Raw genomic sequence first — 22,422 nt, 5'->3', positions numbered from 1 at the left:
TACCCAAATAGTGTGTCTTGTGACCTCAGGGTCTCAGCACCAGCGTGGCGCGGGCCCGATGTTGTCGATGTAGCGCGCGGCGCCCCAGGCCCAGGTGCCGTCCGTGAGCAGGTACCAGAGGTTGTTGCCGTCGATGTTCTGCCCGGCGGTCTTGCAGAAGATCGAGACGTGCTCGCCCCGGTGGGCGACCCGGATGATCTGGCCGCCGCGGTTGGGCGCGCTGCGCAGGAAGAGCTCGCTCGCCGTCACCACGCCCCGGTAGAGCCGCTGGCTGTCGCCGTGCTGCTCCCAGCTTCCCTGCTGGCTGGAGCTGCTGTTCGGGCGCCCGGTGCTCTGTGTGCTGGAGCTGCTGTTCGGGCGCCCGGTGCTCTGTGTGCCGCTGCCGTTGCTGTCGGGTCGGCCGGTGCTCTGTGTGCCGCTGCCGTTGCTGTCGGGTCGGCCGGTGCTCTGTGTGCTGCCGGTGCCGTTCGGGCGGCCGGTGCTCTGTGTGCCGCTGCTGTTGTTGTCGGGTCGGCCGGTGCTCTGTGTGCTGCCGGTGCCGTTCGGGCGGCCGGTGCTCTGTGTGCTGCTGCTGTTGTTGTCGGGGCGCCCGGAGCTCTGCGTGCTGCTGCTGTTGGGGCGGCCGCTGCTCTGTTCGCCGCCACCGCCGTTGGGTCGGCCGGTGTTCTGCGTGCTGCCGCTGCCGCTGGGGCGTCCGGAGCTCTGGGTGTTGCTGCCGTTGCCGTTGCCGTCGCCCCAGTCGTTGTCGGCGAGTGCGGGCGTCGCGACGACGGAGGCGAGCAGTGCCCCGGCGGCCGTGGCTATGGAGAGACGGGCGAGGACGCGGCGGGGGGGACGCAGGGACATGGAGGAACCTCCAGGAATGGGGCGAAACTGACTAATCGCCACACTAGGAGGAGTGGTTGACGGGCGCCCGTCACATTGCGCCATCGGGGACGGACGGGCCCCGCTGAGGCAGCGTCAGGGTGGCCACGGCACCCCCGCCCAGCGCGTTCGCGAACTCCAGCCGCGCCCCGAGCACCTCCGCCTGGCCCGCCGCGATGGTCAGCCCGAGACCGTGTCCCGTGGCCCCGCCCTCGGTCCTGAACCGCTGCGGCCCGTGCTCGACGAGATAGTCCGGGTACCCGTCCCCGTGGTCCCGCACGGTCACCACGGACCCGTCCACCGTCAGCGACACCGGTCCCCGCCCGTGCTTGTGCGCGTTGGCCACGAGATTCCCGAGCACCCGCTCCAGCCGCCGCCGGTCCGTCTCCACCCGGACGTCCCGTACGACGACCACCTCGGTGTCGGTCCCCGACCCCCGCACCACCCGCGAGGCCAGCGCGCCCAGCTCCTCGGTGTCCGACTCCAGCTTCTCCCGCCCGGTGTCCAGCCGGGAGATCTCCAGCAGGTCCTCGGTCAGTGTCCGCAGCGCCGCCACCCGGTCCCGCACCAGTTCCGTCGGCCGCCCCGCGGGCAGCAGCTCCGCCGCCGCGTGCAACCCGGTGAGCGGAGTACGCAGCTCGTGCGCCACGTCCGCCGTGAACCGCTGCTCGCTCAGCAGCTTGCCCTGCAGCGAGGCCGCCATGGAGTCGAGCGCGGCGGCGACCGCCGCGACCTCGTCCTGCGGCTGTGACCGGTCCTTCGTACGAGGGTCGTCGACCCGTGCGTCCAGGTCCCCGGCGCTGATCCGCCGCGCCACCGTCGCCGTCGCCCGCAGCCGGCGGGTCACCCGGGTCACCGCCAACGCCCCCACCAGCAGCGTCGCCCCGATCGCGAGACCCGAGGACCACAGGATGGAGCGGTCGAGCCCGGTGATCGTCCGGGACTGCTGGGAGTAGTCGACCTCGACGGCCAGCGCCCGGTTCCGGTCGGCGGGACCGGCCGCCCACATCGTGGGACGTCCGCGGTGCAGGGAGACCATCGTGCCGCGGTCCCCGTCCACCGCCAGCTCGTGCAGCGCCGTCGGCAGCCCCGGCGGGTCGACGCCCGCGCCCGGCAGCAGGCTGTCCCCGGCCTCGTACGCTTTCGTCGCGTCCGAGAGACGGGACAGGGCCAGCCGGCGGGCCTGGCCGACGGTCTGGTCCGTCACCGAGACATGCACCAGCACACCGAGCATCGCGGCCAGTCCGCAGCACATCACGGTGATGAACACGGCGGCCTTCACGGCGAGCGTGCCGGCCCAGCGGGGGAGCCCGGGCCGTCTCATGAGGTCGCCGAGGGGGACGGGTGGCGGGAGTGGTGCCGGGTGCGGCCGATGTGCAGCATCTCGTCGTGGGTGAGCAGCATGACCTTCTGCTGCGGGTCCCAGGTCCACTGGAAGCGGTACTCGTAGTCCGCGAGGTCGGAGGGGGCGTGGATGATCACCGAGTGGCCGGCCAGCTCCACCCCGCTCACCGCGTCGTTGTTGGACATCACCTGGATGACCCGGCCGGCCTCGACGGTGTAGACCCGGACGGCCGTCTGGGTGCCCGGCAGCAGCCGGAAGCCCAGGGTCAGCTCGGGCTTCCCGTCGCCGGTGATGTCGCGGTAGTAGGCCTTCAGGAGCGGGCAGCGGCTGTCCGCCGGGGTGGTGCCGCAGTACTTCATCCGGCGGGCCGTCTCGTGGTACTGGGCCTTGGAGCCCTCGTAGTCGTCCGGGTGCTGGGCGATCTCCTGCCGCACGATCGCCGCCGGGCTCACCTTGCGGATGTCGTCGTCCGGCGCGGTGATGTGCATGGCCTCGGACTCGCCGTTGTCGTAGTCCCAGGCCGGGCTGGCGGCGGGCTTGAGGTCCGGCCACAGCTTCGCCGGGCTGGTCGCGGTCGGCGTGGCCCCCGCGCCCCGCAGATCACCGGCGTCACCGCAGCCCACCGCCGTCGCCGCGAGGAGGACGACGGCGACGGCGGTACGCAGGGTGCGGGCGCGGGGCACGGGACTCCAGTGGCTGGCTGAGAACGATCGATGGGCCCAGTACACCCTAAAGCGCCGGAGAAACGATTACCCGTCCCGCAGAACTGCCCTCGCCCTTACTCCCCGACCACCCCGCCCTTACTTGCCCCACGACCACCTCGGGCTGCTTCGCTCCGGCCCTGGGCTGCTCGGCAACCACCCCGTGCCGCTTCGCACCGACCCGGGTCCTACTCCGCCAGCTCCTCCAGTAGACGGGCGGTCGGCAGGCCGGCTCGTAGGTAGTCGACGAACAGGTCGTTGTGCAGGGCCCAGGGTGAGCGCCGGGACCGGATCAGCCGTATCGCGTCGTCCGCGGTGTGGCCGCGCCGCACCAGGGCGTGGGCGACGACCAGCCCCGAACGGTTGTACCCGCTGTAACAGCGGACGAGGACCCTGCGGCCCTCGTCCAGTGCGTCGCTCGCGGCCTGCGCGAGACGGATGACCCCCGCGAGCTGGGTCCCGTCCAGCGGCCCGTCCGGAATGGGCCACACATGGTGCTCCACCCCCGGATCCGGACCGTGCCCGGGCAGTCGTAGAAGAGTCTGGACGAGATCGAACTCATCCCGCACCACGGCGAACTCCGGTTGTCCGGTACGGCCCCGGAACTCATGCCCGCCCATCCACAGACCAGGCACGATCTCGCTCCACGGGGTGTCCGGAGCCGGTACGTCGGGTTGCTTTCTGCGGGTACGCAAACACGCCTCCCCAACTCCCCTCCAGCAATGCCCAACTCCTCTCAAAGGTAACCGGGTTCTTGCCGATGGAGCACCCCGCCTGTTCCCATGGTCGAGGGGTGATGGTGCATGAACGGACTGCGCGTCATACCGGCCTGGAGGCACGGTCAGGAGCGGCTCTACGTCAGCCGTGCCGACGGGCGCAACATCGCCTGGTACGACCGTGAGGCGGCCAGGATCAACCTGCTGAGCGAGGAGGAGCGTGAGGAGGTCCTGCGGACCCTGGGTCCCTTCCTCACCGGCCCCGTGACGGTCGGCCCGCCACCGGTGCCGACCCCGGCCGAGCTGGCCCGGCTCTCCCTCCACCCGGACGACGACCTCGCGCCCAACCGGCCCGCCGAGGCCCTGATCGTCTCCCTGGACCGCGACCCCGGACCGCCGCACCGGCTGCGCCCGGACCCCCGGCGCCGGGCGCTGGCGGCCGAACAGGCGGTCGGGGAGGCCCTGGACCGCCTCGACGGCGTGGGCTGGCACGCCCTGCACTCGATCCCGCTGCCGGGCGGCGACCGCATCCACCACCTGGCGATCGGGCCGGGCGGCCTCTTCGCCGTGCACACGCTCTACGCCCGCAAACAGCGGGTGACGGTCGCGGACCCGATGGTCACGCTGGGCCGCCGCGACCCGCAGCGGCTGCTGCGCCGCGTCCGGGCCGACGCCGACCGGGCCTCGTACGCCCTCACGGCGGAGGTCCACCCGGTGCTGGCCGTGTACGCGGCGTCGGAGGTGGCCGTCACCGCCCCCCTCCGCGAGGTCCGCGTCCTGAAGGACACCGAGGTGGACGGACTCTCCCGCACCGGGGGCGTACTGAAGCCGGCCGATGTGGAGGCGCTGCACGCGATGGCGCGCGACCGGGGGACCTGGACCAAGGTATGAGGGCCGTTGCCCGGTTCACCTGCCTGGCCGCTTGCCCGGTTTCTCGTGGTCGGACCGGGGAGTTCGGCGCGACGGTGGGAGAGCGCGGTCCTCAGGGCAAGGAGCCGGCGCCGTCGGCGTCGAGCAGCGGGGCCAGCAGATCGCCGTAGTCCTGAACGCGAGGGGCGATGTCCGGCGCCTGGAAGCCCAGCTGTCCTGGCGCCCCGCACTCCTCGACCTCGCCCCAGGTGACGGGCGCCGAGACGGTGGGCTCGGGGCGGGCGCGCAGGGTGTAGGGGGTGGCGGTGGTCTTGCGGGCGGCGTTCTGACTCCAGTCGACGAAGACCTTGCCGGGCCGCAGGCTCCTGGTCATCCGGTGCAGCACGAGCCGCGGCATGGCCCGCTCGGCCTCCATGGCGAGCTGTTTGGCGTAGTCGCTGACCTGGTCGGACGGGGTGGGCCGGACGGCGGCGAGCAGATGCAGCCCCTTGGACCCGGAGGTCTTGGCGCAGGCGGTGATCCCGTCGTCGGCGAGCCGCTCCCGCAGCCACAGCGCGACCTCGCAGCAGTCGACGACGGTGGCGGGTGTGCCCGGGTCGAGATCGAAGACGATCCGGTCCGCGACGCCGGGCTCCTGGGCGACCCACTGATGGGTGTGGAACTCGGTGACGAGGTTGGCGGCCCACATCAGGGACGCCAGATCCTGCACCACCACCATCCGCGCGGGCCCCTCCGAACGGGGCACCTCGGCGGTGGTGACCCAGTCGGGCGTACCGGGAGGGACGTTCTTGGTGAAGAACACCTGCCCGTCGGGTCCGTCGGGATACCGCAGGAAGGAAACGGGCCGGTCGCGCAGATGGGGCAGGATCACGTCGGCGTTGGTGGCGTAGTAGTGCAGCACCTCGCCCTTGGTGAACCCGGTCCCCGGATACAGCACCTTCTCCAGGTTGCTGAGGGCGAGCCGCCTCCCCTCCACCTCTGTGATGGGCGTCATACGATGAGAATCTCACGCGAATAGTGACGTACTGCCGCAAAACCACCGAAAGGGCGCCGATGGTGAGATCCATATGGAACGGGGCCATCTCCTTCGGCCTGGTCAGCATCCCGGTCAAGCTGGTCAACGCGACGGAGAGCCACTCGATCTCCTTCCGTCAGATCCACACGGAGGACGGCGGCCGCATCCGGTACCGCAAGTTCTGCGACCTGGAGGACAAGGAGGTCACGACGGCCGAGATCGGCAAGGGGTACGAGGACGCCGACGGCACGATCATCCCGATCACGGACGAGGACCTGTCCCATCTCCCGCTCCCCACGGCCAAGACGATCGAGATCGTCGCCTTCGTCCCGGCGGACCGGATCGACCCGCTCCAGATGGACGCGGCGTACTACCTGGCGGCGGGGGGCGCCCCGGCGGCGAAGCCGTACACCCTGTTGCGTGAGGCGCTCAAACGCAGCAACAAGGTGGCGATCGCGAAGTTCGCGCTCCGGGGGAAGGAACGGCTCGGGATGCTGCGGGTGGTGGAGGACGCCATCGCCATGCACGGTCTTCTCTGGCCGGACGAGGTACGGGCGCCCGAGGGACTGGCCCCCGACACGAAGGTCACGGTCAACGACAAGGAGCTCGACCTCGCCGACGCCCTGATGGACACCCTGGGCGAGATCGACCTCGACGAACTCCACGACGAGTACCGCGAGGCCCTGGAGGAGGTCGTCGCCGCCAAGGCGGCGGGCGAGGCCCCGCCGGAATCCCCGGAACCGGCCCGGGGCGGCAAGGTGCTCGACCTGATGGCGGCCCTGGAGAAGAGCGTGCAGGCGGCGAAGGAGTCGCGCGGCGAGGAGACGGAGCAGCCGGCGCAGGCCAAGGAGAAGGCCGAGGTCAGAAGCCTCTCACCGCGAAAGTCGGCTCGGGCGGCCCCGAAGCCGGCGTCGGGCAGGAAGTCGACGTCCACGGCGTCCACGGCGAAGAAGACGACGGCCGCCAAGAAGTCCACGGCCTCCGCGAAGACGACGGCGACCGCGAAGAAGTCGACCGCGAAGAAGACCACCGCGGGAAAGACGGCCGCGAAGAAGTCCACGACAGCCAAGAAGACGCCCTCCCGCAAACGCACGGCCTGATTTCGGCGCGCGGTCGCCGTACGGCCGGGGTGGGGCGGGCGGCCGCAGGGCGCGCGGGGAGCTGGAGAGCGGTGTCCTCGCCGCGCTGTGGGCCGCCGACGAGCCACTGACCGCACGGCAGGTCCAGCAGCGACTGCCCGGGGATCTCGCCCACACGACCGTGCTGACGATCCTGTCGCGCCCGTACGACAAGAGCATGCTCGTACGGCACCCCGCGGGCCGCGGCTACGCCTACGCGCCCGTCCGGGACGAGGCGTCCGAGACCGCCGAACGGCCGCGTGGGGCGCGGACCGGGCGGTCTTCGGGCGAGCCCTGACCATTCGGCCGTCCAGAACTGGGCCCCGCCCCCACTCCCGTAGTACCCCGGTACTACACCCCCGCCCCACTTCGGCCTTCCGGTACCACGGCTCGGGCCGGTCCCGCTCATAGCGTTGCCGTAGCGGCGTCGACGGGGGAAGTGACGGGCGCCGGAGGCCGACAGGAAGGGCGCGCATGATCGACGCACGGCAGTTGACCAAGAGGTACGGCGAGAAGACGGCCGTCGACGGGCTGGAGTTCGTCGTGAAGCCGGGTACCGTCACCGGCTTTCTGGGGCCCAACGGCGCCGGCAAGTCCACGACCATGCGCATGATCGTCGGCCTCGACGCCCCCACCAGCGGCACCGTCACCGTGAACGGCCGGCACTACGCCCGCCACCAGGCCCCGCTCCAGGAGGTCGGCGCCCTGCTGGAGGCGAAGTCCATCCACCCGGGCCGCTCCGCCTACAACCACCTCAGGGCGCTCGCCCTGACCCATGGCATCCCGCGCCGCCGGGTCGACGAGGTCATCGAGCTGGCGGGACTGGGCACCGTGGCCCGGAAGCGGGCCGGCGCCTTCTCCCTCGGCATGGGCCAGCGGCTCGGCATCGCGGCCGCGCTGCTCGGCGATCCGCAGACGGTGATGCTGGACGAGCCGGTCAACGGGCTGGACCCGGAAGGCGTCCTCTGGATCCGGAACCTGCTCAAGGCGCTCGCCGAGGAAGGACGGACCGTCTTCGTCTCCTCCCATCTCATGAGCGAGATGGCCCTGGTGGCGGACCACCTCATCGTCGTGGGCCGCGGGCGGCTGCTCGCCGACACCACCGTGGGCGAACTCATCCGGGAGGCCGGCGGCGACACGGTCGACGTGGCCACCCAGGACCCGGCGCGGCTGAGGGACGTACTGGCCGGACCAGGCGTCGACATCACCGGCCGTATCGGCTCCGAGGAGCTGCAGGTGACCGGCCTGACCGCCCGGGAGATCGGGCTGGCGGCGGCCGAGCACGGGATCGCGCTGTTCGAACTGAGCACCCGGACCGTGTCGTTGGAGGAGGCGTTCATGGACCTGACCAGGGATGCCGTGGAGTACCACGGGTCCACGGCCACGACCACCACCGAGCCCCAGGGCGGGACCGGGGCCATGACCGAGACCCTCGGGAGGTCCGCATGAGCACCACCCTCACCGCGACCGCGGAGGAACCCAGGACCGCCCCCGCCCGGCCCGCCTACCGGGTCACCGGACGGCGTGTCCTCGCCTCGGAGTGGGCCAAGCTGTGGTCCCTGCGCTCGACCTGGATCACCCTGGGCCTGGGGCTGCTGTTCCTGGTCGCCTTCGGTCTCATCGCCGCCAGCCGCTACAAGTCCGGCATCAACTCCGGCCGTATGGACCGGGACTTCGCCTCCTCCACGGCCGTCAGCCTCTCCCTCTTCGGGACGAACTTCGCCCAGCTGGCCCTGGGCGTGCTCGGCGTGCTGGTCACGGCGGGCGAGTACTCGACCGGCATGATCCGCTCCACCCTCGCGGCCGTGCCCCGCAGGCTCCCCGTGCTGTGGTCCAAGGCGGCCGTGTTCGGGCTGGTCGCGCTGGTGGTGGGGACGGTCGGCGCGTTCGTCGCCTTCCTGATCGGCAGCGGGATCGTCTCCGGCACGCCCGCCGCCATGAACCTCTCGCACGCGGGCGTGGTGCGCAGCCTCCTCGGCGCCGGGCTCTACCTGGGCCTCGTCGGAGTCATCGGCGCCGCGCTCGGCGCGCTGCTGCGGTCGGTGGCCGGCGGGATCTCCGTGCTGGTGGCCACCCTGATGCTGATCCCGGGCCTGATCTCGCTGCTGCCGAGCTCCTGGCAGGACGACATCAGCCCCTATCTGCCGTCCAACGCGGGGGAGTCGATGTTCGCCCTCACCCACGACTCCACCACCCTCTCGCCGGGCGCCGGACTGCTGGTCTTCCTGTGCTGGACGGCCCTGGCGCTGGCGGGCGCGGCCTACCGGCTCACCCGCAGCGACGTCTGAGTCCCGCACCATGGCAGCGTGACGTCCGTGAACGCCGTAGCCACCGACGACCTCAGCGGAATGGGTCCGCTGGTCGCCCGTCTGTCCCGGGGCGGCCAGCGGCTGCGGCATGCCGACCGGACGCGTCCATGGGTCCTGGACACCGCGGTCGTACTCCTCGTCTTCCTGATGTTCTGCCTGCCCGACCTGCTCCACCACGGCGGGGGCGACGGCGACGGCCCGCGCCGGTTCCGGCTCACCTTCACCCAGCTGCCCCTCGCGGGCATGCTGGCGCTGCAGGCGGGACTCGTGCTCCCCCTCCTGTGGCGGCGCCGCCGGCCCCTCGCGGCCTTCGCCGCCGTCACGGCGGTGTTCGTCCTCCAGTGGTCCCTGAACGCCGTGCTGCGCGCCGACGTCGCCCTGCTCATCGCCCTCTACAGCCTGGCCCTGCACGGGCGGCTGCGGCAGCTGGCATGGGCCTGCGCCGCCATGGCGGGCGCCCTGACGCTGGTCGCCGTCCGGGTCTCCCCGGCCATGTCCGTCTGGGACGCGCTGTTCTTCCTGCTCAGCACGGCGACCGCGGCCCTCGCGCTCGGTCTGATGATCCGCATCCGCCGGGCCCAGCTCGCCGGGCTGCGCGAGCGGGCCGCGCGCCTGGAGGTCGAGCGCGACCAGCGCAGCAGACTGGCCGCGGCCACCGAACGCACCCGGGTCGCCCGCGAGATGCACGACATCGTCGGCCACAACCTGTCCGTCATCATCACGCTCGCCGACGCCGGGGCCTACGCCACCGACATCGCCCCCGAACGCGGCAAGGAGGCGCTCCAGCTCATCGGCGACACCGGCCGGCAGGCCCTCGGTGAGCTGCGGCGCGTGCTCGGCGTGCTGCGCGAGCCGGCGGACGGGCCCCGCAGCGGGCCCGAACTCAGCCCCCAGCCAGGCATCGCGGACGTCGAGGCGCTGTGCGCCAAGGTCCGCGCGGCCGGACTGGAGGTGGTCTACCGGACCTCCGGCGAGGTCGACGCCCTGGACGGCGGAGTGCAGCTGACGGTGTACCGCATCGTCCAGGAAGCCCTCACCAACACCCTGAAGCACGCCGACAGCGACACCCGGGTCCGTCTGGCGCTCTTGGCCGAGGACGGCCGGCTGACCATCCGGGTCCAGGACGACGGTCCGGCCGCACCGCCCGGACCACCGAACGAGGAAGGACACGGCCTGGTGGGGATGCGGGAACGAGCGGCCCTGTACGGCGGCACGGTCAGCGCGGGACCGGCGGCCGGCGGCGGCTGGAGCGTGGAGGCCGTCCTCGACCTCACCCCCGAGGAGGGCGCCCGGTGACGACGGTGCTCATCGTCGACGACCAGCCGCTCCAGCGCTACGGCTTCCGGATGCTGCTGGACTCCGTACCGGAGACCGAGGTCCTGGGCGAGGCCGCGCACGGCGCCGAGGCCGTCCGCAAGGCCGCCGAACTCCGCCCTGACGTGGTCCTGATGGACGTCCGTATGCCCGGCATGGACGGCATCGAGGCCACCCGCCGGATCGTCGCGGCCGGCGACCGCTCCCGCATCCTCGTGCTCACCACCTTCGACCTCGACGAGTACGTCCACGCCGCCATCCGGGCCGGTGCCAGCGGCTTCCTCCTCAAGGACGCGCGCCCCGAGGAACTCCTGGCCGGCATCCGCGCGGTCGCCGCCGGCGACGCGGTCATCGCCCCCGCCCTCACCCGCCGCCTCCTGGACGAGTTCGCCCAGTACGTCCCCGCCCAGCGCGGCGACGCCCCCGAGGACCCGGCCCTCGCCTCCCTCACCGACCGCGAACGCGAGATCCTCGTCGCCATCGGCAAGGGCTGGACCAACGGCGAGATCGCCACCCGCTTCGTCCTCTCCGAGTCCACCGTCAAGACCCACGTCGGCCGGGTCCTCGCCAAGATCGGCGCCCGCGACCGCATCCAGGCGGTGATCTTCGCCTACGACCACGGCCTGGCCCGGCCCAACGCGGACTGAGGCGGACTGAGGCGGACTGAGGCGGACTGAGGCGGACTGTCTCTTCTACGAACCCTGCGGCGCGGGTGCCTCGACGGGCGCGGTGCTGATCGTCATGGGCGTCCCGGTGACGGCGATGAGGTACATGTGCTCGCGCCGGGAGGAGGGCAGCGCGTGGTGGCCGCCCTCCGGCCGGACGACGTACACGGCCGTGCCGTGCGGGGCGAGGGTGGCGGGGCCCGCCGTGATGGTCCACCAGTCGGAGGCGCCCTGCCCGAGACGGCTCGCGAAGTGCGGGCTGAGGGCGGTCCCGGTGGTGTTGGCCGCGCGGACCGTGACCGAGGTGACGGACGGGTGCGACCCGCCGGTGAAACGGGGGGTGAGGGCCATGCGCAGGGGTGGTGCGCTGCCGGCGGCGACGACCGTGCACAGGAGAGCGGGCACCAGCAGCGCCACGGCCAGCGCGGCCTTGGCGGGGCGCCCGGTGAGACCGGGGATGCGGGGCTGCCAGGCCCGCGCCAGGGACGAGGCGGGGACCGTCGCCGCGGCCGCCAGCCACAGCGGGGTCATCATCAGGAAGTAGCCGTCCTGGGACCGGGTGGCGAGGTAGAAGGACAGCCAGGGCAGGACGGTCAGGGCCGGGCCCAGACGGCGGACGAAGAGGAACGTCGCGGCCAGCAGACCGACGAGGAGCAGCTGACTGGCGTACGAGTAGTAGTCCAGGCGGCTGCTGCCTGCGGTGAAGTAGTAGGAGATGCCCATCAGGCCCTGGCCGTGCAGGATCGCCTTCTGGGTGAGGGGCAGCAGCAGTCCGTGCAGCCAGGCGGAGAAGCCCTGGGCGGCGAAGTAGGCGTTGACGGCGGCCCAGGTCAGGGCCGCGACGCCGGTGAAGCGGGCGAGTACGGCCGCCGCCGGACGGGCGCCGAGCTCGCCGCGCCGTACCGCGTACAGGCCGATCAGCAGGAACGGCGCCAGGAACCAGGCCAGTTGCTGTGCGGCACAGGCGGCGCCCAGGCACACCGCCCGCAGCACTCCGCTCCGCCCCAGCCGTCCGCCCGCGCCGGTGGCCGGCCAGCGGACCACCACCGGCACCAGCAGCGCCAGGGCGACGATCGACGGGTAGCCGGAGCGGGCGTACCCCGGCAGGATGCCGAAGCCGAGGCACACGGCGGTGGCCGCCGACCGCCAGGGAACGGGCAGCAGCAGCCACAGCGCGACCGTGCCGGCGAGCAGCGCGCCCGTGGTGACCAGGGTGGCGGCCGCGGGGGTGTGCAGCAGGGCGTGGACCGGCGCGGCCAGCAGGGCGGTCAGCGGGGGATAGCCGTACGTGTAGTCGGCGCCGCCGGACATCGTCTTGGTGAGGCCGGAGTCGGCGGTGCCGAACAGCCAGGGCCAGGGCTGTCCGTAGATGGCATGGCCGTGCGTGATCTCGCTCGCCGCCTGCTCGGTCAGCACGCCCTCGTCGGTGCCGATGTGGTTCAGCCAGAACGCGCAGAGCACCAGGGCCACGGCGAGGACGAGCACCGCCGCGTCCACCCGGACGAGGGCCCGCCTGCCGCGGACAGCCAGGGCGAGCACCCCGCACACCAGGATCCCCGCGTAACAGGCGGAGATGACCCCGGCGACCGGCGGGTGGACGAGCATCGCCCGGGTCCAGGCGTCACGGGTGCCGATGAACAGGCTGATCGTGGCGATCAGCGTCATGCCGCGGTGCCACTGCTGGGGCGAGTCGCCGTTCTGGCCGGTCGGGGCCCGGACGGCGGCCGACGGCGGCAGCTCCCGCCGGCGGACCCTGGCACCGACGGTATGCACGTCCATGTCCCACTCCTCCGCTTACGGCTACTACAACATGTAGAGGGGAGATGTGCGCGCCGGGTTCGCCAGAGGGAGGTGAGAAGGGCACAAGAATGTGTCGGTTCGGGTCGGCTCAGGCGGTGAGCAGTCCGCGGCCGAACCAGTCCTTGGTGTCCCGTACTCCCGGCAGGGCGAAGAAGTAGCCGCCGCCGGTCGGAGAGATGTAGTCGACGAGGGGTTCGTCGATGAGCCGGGTCTGGGTGGCCTCGAACTGCCGCTTGACGTCCTGCTGGTAGCAGCAGAACACCAGGCCCATGTCGAGGTTGCCGACGTCGTCGATCCCGCGGTCGTAGTTGTAACCCCGGCGCAGGATACGGGTGTTGTCGGTCGGGGCGGTGCGCGGGTTGGCGAGGCGGATATGGGCGTCGAGCGGGATCGCGGTGCCGTGCGGGTCCTTGGCGTACTGGGGGATGTCGGTCTCCCTGGCGCCGTCCAGCGGCGCGCCGGTGTCCTTGCGGCGGCCGAACATCAGCTCCTGCTCGCTCAGCGAGACCCGGTCCCAGAACTCCACCAGCATCCGGATGATCCGGATCACCTGGTAGCTGCCGCCCTTCGCCCAGGCGGGTTCACCGTCGCCGTCCCCCACCCAGATCAGCCGGTCGGTCTCACGGGCCGAGGACACGTCCGGGTTGGCGATGCCGTCCTTGAAGCCGAGCAGGTTGCGCTGGGCGCCGGTGGGACGCGGGGCGTTCTGGAAACCGTCGATACGCCACTTGATCTGCAGGGCGCCCCGGGTGTGCTTGGCGATGTCGCGCAGCGCGTGCAGGACGGTGTCCTGACGGTCGGCGCAGATCTGCAGGGAGAGGTCGCCGTGGCACTCGGCGGGCCTGAGGTTGTCGTTGGGGAAGGTCCGCATCGGGGTGAGACGGCGGGGCCTGGCCTTCGCGAGGCCGTACCGGTCGTCGAAGAGCGAGGCACCCACTCCCACGGTGACCGTGAGGCCGTCGGCGGGGACGGTCGGGCCGAGGATGCCGTTGTCGGAGGGCGGGGCACCGACGCCGAGGTCGGCGGGCGTACCGCCGGAGGTCAGGAAGCGGGCCCGTTCGGTGATCGTCCTCAGCAGGTCGGTGAGTTCCGCGCGGTTCTCGGCGATGACGGTGAAGGAGACGAAGGTGGCGGCGGCCGGGGTGGGGGTGAGGATGCCGGCCTGGTGGACGCCGTGGAAGGGGATCTTGGCGGCGTTCACCGTCCCCGTGGTCCCCGTGGTTCCGGAGGCCCCCGTGGCGGCCCGCGCCGTACCGTCACCGCTCTCGGCGAGCACGAGTCCACCGCCGGCCAGCACCGCACCGGCGGCCCCGGCACCGAGGGCCGTCCTCACGAAGGAACGACGACCGGCACCGACCGGGCAACGGCCCTGCGGGGCGGGGGAATCGGCGGACTGCATGGGGGTGGTCCCTTCGGGCGGGGCGGGGGCTGAGGTTGGGGCTGGGGCTGGGGCTTGGTCTTGGGCCGGCGCGGGCGTGGGCGTGGGCGTGGGCGAAGGGTGTTCGGCGGAACCCATCAGGCGGCCTTCCTGATCTCCAGGAGGTCCGGGATGGGGGACAGGTCCTCCAGGAGCTGCCCGGTGGCTCCGTCGACCCGCGCCCGGGTGGTGGCGTCGAGCTGGTCGACCGGGGTCCAGCCGGTGGTGCCAGTGCTGTCGGCGCTTTCGGCGCCGTGATGTTCGGCGTCGAGGAGTTTCTGCAGCCGGGAGACGTCCGCGTCGACGGTCGGCAGCAGCTTCGGCGCGCGGGTGGTCAGCAGCGGCCTGAGTACGGTGAGCAGCTCGCGGGTGCCCGCGAGGTTGGCGTCGGCGGTGGCGAGGTTCGTTCCGCTGCCCTCGTCCGTGTCCCCGGTCAGCTCGAACTGGAGGGTGTTCTCCAGGATCTCGTGAGCGCGCAGCGGCAGGTCGGACGGGTCGAAGTCCTGGGTGGGAAAGGCCTTTTGGAGCCCGGCGACCGCGATGACGAGCTGCTGGGCCGGGCCCTTCAGGCTCGTCGCCGACTCCCCGTGCCACAGGCCGTACTCGACGCGATGGAACCCGGCGAAGTCCTTGTCGTGCACGCCGCCCGGCAGACCGTCCGCCCGGCCGTTGATCTTCTTGTCGAAGTCCTCGAAGGTGCCGTAGGCGGCGCCGAGGGAGGAGTAGCTGAGGTGCGCGGTGAGCCAGTCGGTACGGGCCTTGCCGAGACGGCCGCCCCGGATGTCCCCGGCGAGGGCGCGGGTCTGCGCGACGAGAGTGGCCAGTCCCTGGTCGACGTAGGCCCGATACTGCTTCAGCGGTCCGGCCAGATCCTTCTCCGACACGGGAACGACCGCCTGGGCGCCGCCGCCCCCACCGCTGACACGGACGGCCTTGGAGGTGACGGCGGCCCCGCCGCTGGGCACGCACCGCCACGCGTACGTACCCCCGGCGACGGTGGCGACCAGGGCCCGGGTGGTACCGGGAGCCAGCCCCTCGACCTCCCCGTAGACGGCGTTGGTCGCCGGGTCGATCAGATACACCTCGGAGGTCTTGTCGCCGGTGTTGCGCATCTGGAAGGTCTGCCGGCCGGGCTTGGGCGCGGTGAATCCGGCCCCGCACTCCTTCTCCGACACGGCGACGGTCTGGGCGCTCGCGGGCTTGGGCCGCCCGAAGGCGACGGCGAGCCCCGCGAGCAGCGCAGGAACGGTGACGACCGCGACGGGAACGACCCAGGCGGGGCGGTGCCGCGCAGGGGCCGAGGGAGCGGGCGCGGTTGTCGTCTCCTGCCGGTCCGAGGCGGGGGGCGCGGCCTTTTCCGGCTTGTCGGGGGCGGGCCTCGGCGCGGTGGCCCGCACGCCACGCACGAAGAGCGACATGACTACGACGAGATAGGCGACGTAGGCGACGATCTGGAGCCAGGTCATGGTCGGCGTCAGGTTGAGGACGCCCTGGATCAGGGTGCTGTACCAGGAGCCGGCGTCGACGCTGCCGCCGAGGTCGACGGCGTAGGCGGCGTTGCCGGGCAGGACGCCGCCTTCCTGGAGATCGCGGAGCCCGTACCCGAGGACACCGGCGGCGATCACGATCAGGACGATGCCGGTGGCGGTGAAGAACTTGGTCAGGTTGATCCGCAGGACCCGTCGGTACAGCCCCCAGCACAGCACGGCCGACAGCACCAGGCCGATGCCGGCGCCGACCATCGGCCCGGCGGACTCGCCCGCCGCCTGGGCGGTGGTCCACAGGAACAGCGCGGTCTCCAGGCCCTCGCGGCCGACGGCGAGGAACGAGGTGAGGACCAGTACGCCCGAGCCCATGGCCAGGGCGCCGGTCACCTTCTCCTTGATCTCCCCGGACAGACTCCGGGCCGAACGGCGCATCCAGAACACCATCGCGGTGACGAACGCGACCGCGATCACACTGAGGGCGCCGCCGAAGGCCTCCTGAGCGGTGGCCGACAGGGACGCGGCGGTGAAGGTGAGCACCGCACCGAAGCTCGCCGCGAGCGCGATCGCCGCGAGCACACCGGTCCACACCTGGGGGAGCCGTGAGCGGGCGTCGGCCTTGACGAGGGTCGCGACGAGAATGGAGACGATGAGTCCGGCTTCGAGTCCCTCCCGCAGTCCGATCAGGAAGCTCGGAAACGCGTCATCCCACATACGGCCCTCCACGGCCGGCCTCCACCGGGGACCGCGGCCCCTTAGCGTAGGCATACCTAACCAAGACGCGGACCATCATGACTACAGTCCTGTAGGCGGGCGGTCATGGGTCGGTAATGCCGGGGCAAAACCTGGGGGAAGCCGGGCATGCGTCAGGACTTGGGCGGATTCGGCGGGCTCGGCCGGCTTGGGGGGCTTGGGGTGGCTTGGCGGGTTCGGCCGGCTTGGGGGGGGCATGGCGGGTTCGGCCGGCTTGGGGGGTTCGGCCGGCTCGGCGGGCTTGGGGGCTTGGCGGGGTCGGCCGGCTCGCACCGGCTCGGCGGCCCCGGTCGCCTCAGCCGATGGCGTACGCCCGATACACCGTCTCCACCGACCGGTCCCCGGCGGAGTCGGTCACCTCGGAGCGCAGGGCGACGGCACCGGAGGCCGGGTTGCGGACGGACGCCCGCCAGATCGACCCGGAGCGCTCGACGGTCGCCGCCTTCCAGGTCTTGCCGCCGTCGGCGGACGACCAGACCCGTACCGACTTGGCGGTCACCTCGGTGAACTTCGGACCGGGCCCCTGGGAGCCACGCCCGGCACTCACATCGACCGTGGTGGTGCCGTTGGTCGCGGCCTGGTTGCGGCTGTTCAATCCGACCGGCAGGAACCGGGTCAGGAAGACGGGCGCGACCGTCGACTTGGCCGGGTCGGCCTTGAAGTACCAGTCGAGGGTGGCACGCGAGGAGAGCATGCCGGCGGGGAAGGTGATGCCCGGACGGTATCGATGGGCGTCAACGGTGAGGCGGTACCAGCCGACCGAGCGGGCCGGGGCGGAGAACTCGGCATCTCCGGTGCCCCAGTTGGTCAGCGTCTGCTTCTTGAGGACGGCACTTCCCTTGGCCAGGACCACGGTCTCCTTGGTGGGATCGGCCCCGTCCACTCCGACATCGGGATCGCCGATCAGACCGTCCGGAAGAAAGGTGATGGACTTCTCCCCGACCATCGGCAGATAGTGCACCGGACTCCACACGGCGCGTCCGAAGGACTGAGTGAGGCTCTGCCCTGCCGTCAGCGTCCTGACTTTGGGGAGCGCGACGCCCACGTTCTCGCCGTCGCTCGCGTGGACGCCGTCGCTGGACTGCCAGGTCCCGGGCGTCACATGGAGGGTCGCGTCGTACGGCGCCTCGTCATTGCGGACGTCGGCCCGCAGACCGGTGGTGCAGTCGTCGGTCTTGGGCGCTGCCTCGATCGCGGTGTAGTCCTGGGGGCCCATCTGCGTACCGCTGCGCACGACGAGGCGGACCGTCGCCAGCTTCGACCGCTGGAACGTCCCCCCGGGCGCGGCCGGAATGCCGGTGCTGTTCTTCACGGCGACGTAAGTGTCGTTCCCCGACCACCGCGCCAGATACCCGAACCGCAGCAGCTTGGAGGAGTTCGGGATGGCGTAGATGGCTCCCTCGTCGTTCCATCCGCCCGCACTGAAGGCGGAGGGCATGTCGCCGACACCGGCGACACATACCTGCGCGCTGATCCGCGCAGGCTCCGTCACATCGGCGGGCGTATCGAGCGACACCTTGACGGCCTTGCCCTCACGGGCGTCGAGCGTCACCGAGGAACTGCCCGACACCTGTACGACCTTCGCGCCCACGGTGTCGGTCCCCAGCCCCTCGGAGCCGTGCTCCCAGATGTCGGTCATCGCGACGTACCGTCCCGAAGGCAGGCTGATCCGCTTCCCGGACGCGACGCTGTACGTCCGCCCGGACGGCACGGCGACAACGGTGATCGTCGTAGAGACCTTCTCACCACCCCGTCCCAGCGTGGTGACGGCCAACGACCCCGAAGCCGCCCGAGCGGAAGCCGCGGACACAACCAGCGGCACCAGCACAGCCACCCCGACAAACCCGAGCGACGTCCGCCGCACCCTCATCAACTCCCCCACCGCCCACCGAAGTCGGCCAATGGTAGGCGCGCCGCGGACATGGCAGCCCAAAGAAGGAAGCTGCACCTGACCAAGCCACCCAAAAGAAAAACCAAAGCCTTCACGGGACAGCGGGAGCCCTCAGCCGAGACAGCGCTTCCCCCCAACGGCAGACCCCCCGTCGGCTACTTCGAGATGGATCCTCTGGTCACCAGCCGCATCCTGCTGCCGAATCCTGCGGATGATCTCGTCATCACTCACGCCATCATGTGCAGCCATGCCGGCATGCGTACCAGCCACGACCGACATGCCCGGCCTGACCAGCCCATTGCTTGCGACCGCGGTCGAGGACGCGGCGGCTCGGCGAAGCCCCCCTCGGCCGGGAGCGCGGGGACGACTTCGACATGACTCCCGGCCGGACAGCAGCGTTCGAGGTATCAGCGCTCAGAGAGTTCCTTGCCCGCGCCGTCTAGATTGACCGAGTGTTCGAACGAGTCAGCGCTGAAGAATCCGCAGCCCTGGAGGCACTCGCCTGCAAGGTCCGCAACGAACTTGCGGCCGCGGGCTTGCCCGTGATCGCCCCCGGCCTGGACCCGGCCCTGACCGGCGGCGCCGAAGTGGACATCGACGACGGTGCCGACGCGGCAGGCGGCGTATATGTGGCCTGGCAGCCGAGCTCTCGCCTGCGGGCCTGCGCGAGCCGGGCGTTCAGGCTGAAGCAGTTGAACGAACCGGTCCTGGCGCATTCCAGCGCGGTGGGGGTCGCGCTGATGCACGCGATGTCCGCGGTCCTCACCTCGGCGGGCTTCAGAGTGGAGGAGACCCGCGACGAATACCGGCCCCATCAGCTACGGATCCTGAACGGACCGCCGCCCGGACAGCCCCCGGTATGGTCCTTCCGCGACGACGAGCTGACCCTGTCCGGCTGGCAGGACGCTCCCACCAGCGACACCGACTGAGACCACCACGGATCAGGGCGCCGCCATACGAGGTTCTGACTCCTCCTCGGGGACCGGGCTCGCCCCTGTGGCGACCCCGAGCCTGGACACAGGGCGGCATTGCGCGTCAACGGCGTCGCATGTGAAGGAAGCGAGACGGCGTACCCGTCCCGGATGTCACCGGTTGGGGCAATCCCGGCTGGACAGTTCGCGCTGTGGGTAGGGTCCATCGGGCATCACGCCGCGCAGCCAATCGGTGAGCCAATGGGCCAGCGATCGTTCCAGCGGGGCAAGGGCGTGGGAGAGGCAGCAGAGGTTGGGATCCCAGTCCCACATCTGCCCGTCCGCGGTGCGGAAGTCGATCAGCGTCCACATGGCGCAACCGCGGTCCATGAGCGGAACGATCCCCGGCGGGGGAGGGTATCCGGGATCGGCGGCGAAGTCCTGGTAGGCCATCGCAAGGTCGGCCCGGTCGCTGAACCAGTGGCCGGTGTCAGTCAGAGACAGCGCCTTCTTCGGGCCGAAGCCACCGTTGGCGACCTCGAGGTACATCCTCTTCAGCAAGTCGGGCATCGGGTGCCCCACCAGTTGCTCGAACCCGGCGACATCCTTCACAGATGCCGGGCCGGGCAGCCCCCGGCCGGCAACGTGGGCACGGACGGCCAGAACGAGTTCATCATCAGTCACGCAGCAGATCCTCAGCCACGCTGCTCGCCTTGTCGACGACCGTCTCGCACACAGGGTCGACGCCCCGAGCCCCGGAAGCTTGGTCGGTCTTAGGGCTGCCAGTTGCAACACCCACGTTGCGGTCCGTGTCCGGCCTCAGTCGCGTTCGGCACCTCCAGCTACTGGCGGGTGTGGCGGGAAGCCAGACCGCTGGCGCTTCCGCCGGACAAGGTGGACTCGCCCTTGGCCCGGAAGCCCTACCACCTCCGGGCCACGTGCATCACGAACTGGCTCCGCGCAGGTCTCCCCGTAGCCGAGGTGGCTCGGCGCGCCGGCAACTCGCCGGAGGTGATCCACCGCCGCTACGCAGGCGTGATTGACGACAGGGAGGAAGAGAACAACAAGAAGATCGAAAAGACCATGGGGTGGGATTCAGGCAGCGGGAAAGTCTGAGTGCTGGAAAGGGCGGGAGTTGTGAACCTGACTCCCGCCCCTTTCGCCTGGTGCTTCATGTAAGTCTCGATGATCAACGGTGGGCGCGCTCGTCTGCGCGCTGGCCTGGACCGAAAAGACCAGTTGGTCAGGGACTGTTCGCCCCACGGTCTGTACTCTACTGGGGAGATTGCTGACATCTACTGCGACCATCACCGGCTAACATTTCAAATGTGTGATGATGGAATCCTTTTGATTGTCATCTGTATAGATCCAAAACTTGACGTCCGATTCATATTGACTCGATGTGCCGCAGCCTTGATTGAATGGATAATCGACTCGCCCGGGACTCACCTTTCCATATGAAGGGTTGGAGAAGTCATGTGTCTCCTCTGCCCAGCCAGATCCATTGACGCCTTTAAATCCGAATCCCCTTACATCTGCGCCTGGGTCGTCGTAACTGACACTGAGGTAAACAAGCACCCCGTCATTGTATGTTGACCAATGTGTGATATTCGGTCGGGGGCTTGATGTTGAAGGCCCCGTTCCTGTCGATTTCGACTTTGAGCTAAATGGCTGCTGGATGCCGAGCCATGTCAATAATGCGATTAGCGTAGCGACCACGGTGGCGAGGACCCCGCATTTCATCCAATGCGTGTCAGTGACTCCCAATGGCGTGAGCCTTTCAATGCACAGACGCAGGGCGGGCGGCTTGAGGTTACTCAGGAGGAGGTCGGCGACGAAGGTGCCGCGCTCAAGGAGGCGTCAGCGCAGTGGTGTCGGCGGGGGTGGAGCCAGCGGCCTGGGTCGTACGTCGCCGTTGTGTGGGTGTCATGCCCAACATGGGACGCGTGAAGGCAGATCGAAGGGCCACGAGGCAGGGACGGCAGCGCATCGGCCCGCGTGTGGCTCACACGCCCCTCACACGTGAACCGTGAGAGAGAGTGAGAAAGGGCGGGAGTCAGTGAGACTGACTCCCGCCCTTTTCTGTCGGCATCCGCCCTGGTCAGACCATAGTTCTGGGTCTCTGACTGGCGAGTGCCCCCGGCAGGATTCGAACCTGCGCACACGGCTCCGGAGCCCAGGTGAGACCGTTGCCCTTTTGGGGTGCTGACCTGCGGGGGGAGGGGTGGTCGTGATCTTCGTCGACCAAGGTCATTACGCCCCTATTACGTGGGTGGCCTGTCGGGTGGTCGGCCTGGCCCGTATGGTCGAGGCATGATCTCGGGCAGCAGCGGGGCACCTGACAGCGGCGGCACGGAGTTCACGGCGGAGGGCCTGGAGTCGATCCTCCGGGAAGCATGCGCGACGGTTCAACTCGACTCCCGTGGCGCCGAGTTGCTGCGACTCGGCTCGAACGCGGTCTATCGCTTGGAGTCGTTACCGATCATCGTCCGCATCGCGCGTGATCCGGCGGTGCTCGGCGAGATGGAACGGGCCGTGAGCGTGGCACGGTGGCTTCAGACGCAGGACTTCCCGGCCATGCGCGTGCTGGCGTCGGTCGCCCAACCGCTCGTCGTCGACGGCTTTGTGGTGACCTTCTGGGAGAGCGTCCAAGAGCGCGAGGAGTACGGGACGGTCGAGGAACTCGCCGATCTTCTCCGCCGCCTGCACTGGCTCGAAGAACCTGGGTCGCTGCGCCTGCCGTACTTCGACCCTCTCGCCAAGGTGGCGGCGTCCCTCGAAGGACTGGACGGTATCTCGGCGGAGGACCGGACGTTCCTGGACGAGCGAGCGGCGAGACTCGGCAAGGAATACGACCGCCTGGACTTCGTTCTGCCCTTCGGCATGATCCACGGTGATGCCAGCATCGGGAACATCCTCCGCCACCGCGACGGGCACGCGGTGCTCATCGACTTGGACGGCTTCGTTCTCGCTCCACGCGAGTGGGACCTGGTCCAGACGGCGATGTTCTACGAGCGGTACGCCTGGCACACCAAGGCGGAGTACGCAGAGTTCGTGCACCGGTACGGCTTCGACCTGATGAACTGGCCCGGGTACGAGACCCTCGCAGACCTGCGTGAACTGATGATGGTTGCCTGGCTCGGCCACCAGGTGACGAGTAGTGCCAGGGCTGCGGCGGAGTTCGCCCGGCGAGTTCGGTCCCTCCGCACTGGGGAGGGTCGAGACGAATGGGGGCCGTTCTGACCGGGC

Annotated in this window: 18 protein-coding genes and 2 pseudogenes; 10 read left to right on the top strand and 10 right to left on the bottom strand. The window is 70.4% G+C overall.

Features of this window, described 5'->3' with window-relative positions; genetic code table 11:
* Positions 1-33 precede the first annotated feature (33 nt).
* The 4 genes and pseudogenes from ABZT17_RS21385 to ABZT17_RS21370 all read right to left on the bottom strand — a co-directional run.
* A pseudogene (locus ABZT17_RS21385) lies at positions 34-261 on the bottom strand (SH3 domain-containing protein); the annotation flags it as partial.
* 655 nt (positions 262-916) lie between these two features.
* The gene (locus tag ABZT17_RS21380; RefSeq protein ID WP_356351012.1) at positions 917-2,188 is read right to left on the bottom strand and encodes a HAMP domain-containing sensor histidine kinase; all 1,272 of its coding nucleotides are present in this window, start codon (positions 2,186-2,188) and stop codon (positions 917-919) included.
* Positions 2,185-2,892 (bottom strand): hypothetical protein, encoded by a 708-nt coding sequence (locus ABZT17_RS21375; RefSeq protein WP_356351011.1) that lies wholly within the window; start codon positions 2,890-2,892, stop codon positions 2,185-2,187. The genes ABZT17_RS21380 and ABZT17_RS21375 overlap by 4 nt, the downstream gene beginning before the upstream one ends.
* 206 nt (positions 2,893-3,098) lie before the next feature.
* Positions 3,099-3,605 carry a dual specificity protein phosphatase family protein gene (locus ABZT17_RS21370; RefSeq protein ID WP_356351009.1) on the bottom strand — a complete coding sequence of 169 codons (507 nt, stop codon included), beginning with the start codon at positions 3,603-3,605 and terminating at the stop codon, positions 3,099-3,101.
* Between the two features lie 108 nt (positions 3,606-3,713).
* Here ABZT17_RS21370 and ABZT17_RS21365 point away from each other — a divergent pair, with 108 nt between their 5' ends.
* Complete coding sequence (locus ABZT17_RS21365; RefSeq protein ID WP_356351008.1) at positions 3,714-4,517, top strand: nuclease-related domain-containing protein; 804 nt, start codon at positions 3,714-3,716, stop codon at positions 4,515-4,517.
* A gap of 91 nt (positions 4,518-4,608) precedes the next feature.
* Here the strand turns inward: ABZT17_RS21365 and ligD are convergent, their stop codons facing one another.
* Positions 4,609-5,490 carry a non-homologous end-joining DNA ligase gene (gene ligD / locus ABZT17_RS21360; protein WP_356351007.1) on the bottom strand — a complete coding sequence of 294 codons (882 nt, stop codon included), beginning with the start codon at positions 5,488-5,490 and terminating at the stop codon, positions 4,609-4,611.
* A gap of 59 nt (positions 5,491-5,549) precedes the next feature.
* Between ligD and ABZT17_RS21355 the strand changes: the two genes are divergently transcribed.
* The 6 genes and pseudogenes from ABZT17_RS21355 (at position 5,550) to ABZT17_RS21330 (ending at position 10,899) form a co-directional block, all read left to right on the top strand.
* Positions 5,550-6,611 carry a Ku protein gene (locus ABZT17_RS21355; protein ID WP_356351006.1) on the top strand — a complete coding sequence of 354 codons (1,062 nt, stop codon included), beginning with the start codon at positions 5,550-5,552 and terminating at the stop codon, positions 6,609-6,611.
* Positions 6,612-6,672: 61 nt separating this feature from the next.
* A pseudogene (locus ABZT17_RS21350) lies at positions 6,673-6,885 on the top strand (BlaI/MecI/CopY family transcriptional regulator); the annotation flags it as partial.
* Positions 6,886-7,103: 218 nt separating this feature from the next.
* Positions 7,104-8,078 carry an ATP-binding cassette domain-containing protein gene (locus ABZT17_RS21345; protein WP_356351005.1) on the top strand — a complete coding sequence of 325 codons (975 nt, stop codon included), beginning with the start codon at positions 7,104-7,106 and terminating at the stop codon, positions 8,076-8,078.
* Positions 8,075-8,917, top strand: coding sequence for an ABC transporter permease (locus tag ABZT17_RS21340; protein WP_356351004.1), 843 nt, complete (start codon positions 8,075-8,077; stop codon positions 8,915-8,917). Before ABZT17_RS21345 ends, ABZT17_RS21340 begins: the two co-directional genes overlap by 4 nt.
* Before the next feature lie 60 nt (positions 8,918-8,977).
* Positions 8,978-10,234 (top strand): histidine kinase, encoded by a 1,257-nt coding sequence (locus ABZT17_RS21335; RefSeq protein WP_356351028.1) that lies wholly within the window; start codon positions 8,978-8,980, stop codon positions 10,232-10,234.
* Positions 10,231-10,899: a response regulator transcription factor gene (locus ABZT17_RS21330; protein WP_356351003.1), complete on the top strand. Its 669-nt coding sequence runs from the start codon at positions 10,231-10,233 to the stop codon at positions 10,897-10,899. Before ABZT17_RS21335 ends, ABZT17_RS21330 begins: the two co-directional genes overlap by 4 nt.
* A 45-nt stretch (positions 10,900-10,944) precedes the next feature.
* Here ABZT17_RS21330 and ABZT17_RS21325 read toward each other — a convergent pair whose 3' ends face one another.
* From ABZT17_RS21325 to ABZT17_RS21310, 4 genes are all read right to left on the bottom strand, one after another.
* A complete protein-coding gene (locus ABZT17_RS21325) occupies positions 10,945-12,582 on the bottom strand; it encodes a hypothetical protein (protein ID WP_356351027.1) in 1,638 nt (545 codons plus the stop codon).
* 223 nt (positions 12,583-12,805) lie between these two features.
* Positions 12,806-14,116 carry an iron uptake transporter deferrochelatase/peroxidase subunit gene (gene efeB, locus ABZT17_RS21320; RefSeq protein WP_356351002.1) on the bottom strand — a complete coding sequence of 437 codons (1,311 nt, stop codon included), beginning with the start codon at positions 14,114-14,116 and terminating at the stop codon, positions 12,806-12,808.
* A 116-nt stretch (positions 14,117-14,232) separates the two neighbouring features.
* Positions 14,233-16,332, bottom strand: a complete 2,100-nt coding sequence (efeU, locus tag ABZT17_RS21315; RefSeq protein ID WP_356351000.1) for an iron uptake transporter permease EfeU — start codon at positions 16,330-16,332, stop codon at positions 14,233-14,235.
* A gap of 334 nt (positions 16,333-16,666) precedes the next feature.
* The gene (locus ABZT17_RS21310; protein WP_356350998.1) at positions 16,667-18,010 is read right to left on the bottom strand and encodes a hypothetical protein; all 1,344 of its coding nucleotides are present in this window, start codon (positions 18,008-18,010) and stop codon (positions 16,667-16,669) included.
* A 704-nt stretch (positions 18,011-18,714) separates the two neighbouring features.
* Between ABZT17_RS21310 and ABZT17_RS21305 the strand changes: the two genes are divergently transcribed.
* Positions 18,715-19,191: a hypothetical protein gene (locus ABZT17_RS21305; RefSeq protein WP_356350997.1), complete on the top strand. Its 477-nt coding sequence runs from the start codon at positions 18,715-18,717 to the stop codon at positions 19,189-19,191.
* Positions 19,192-19,347: 156 nt separating this feature from the next.
* On the opposite strand, the gene ABZT17_RS21300 is transcribed toward ABZT17_RS21305, so the two are convergent.
* Positions 19,348-19,857 (bottom strand): SMI1/KNR4 family protein, encoded by a 510-nt coding sequence (locus ABZT17_RS21300; protein WP_356350995.1) that lies wholly within the window; start codon positions 19,855-19,857, stop codon positions 19,348-19,350.
* Positions 19,858-20,079: 222 nt separating this feature from the next.
* Here ABZT17_RS21300 and ABZT17_RS21295 point away from each other — a divergent pair, with 222 nt between their 5' ends.
* Complete coding sequence (locus tag ABZT17_RS21295) at positions 20,080-20,289, top strand: hypothetical protein (RefSeq protein WP_356350993.1); 210 nt, start codon at positions 20,080-20,082, stop codon at positions 20,287-20,289.
* Between the two features lie 1,197 nt (positions 20,290-21,486).
* The gene (locus ABZT17_RS21290; protein WP_356350992.1) at positions 21,487-22,416 is read left to right on the top strand and encodes an aminoglycoside phosphotransferase family protein; all 930 of its coding nucleotides are present in this window, start codon (positions 21,487-21,489) and stop codon (positions 22,414-22,416) included.
* Positions 22,417-22,422: the final 6 nt, after the last annotated feature.

It is taken from the genome of Streptomyces sp. NPDC005648, assembly GCF_040605395.1.
GTDB lineage: Bacteria > Actinomycetota > Actinomycetes > Streptomycetales > Streptomycetaceae > Streptomyces.
This window is presented reverse-complemented; position numbering and strand designations above follow the sequence as displayed.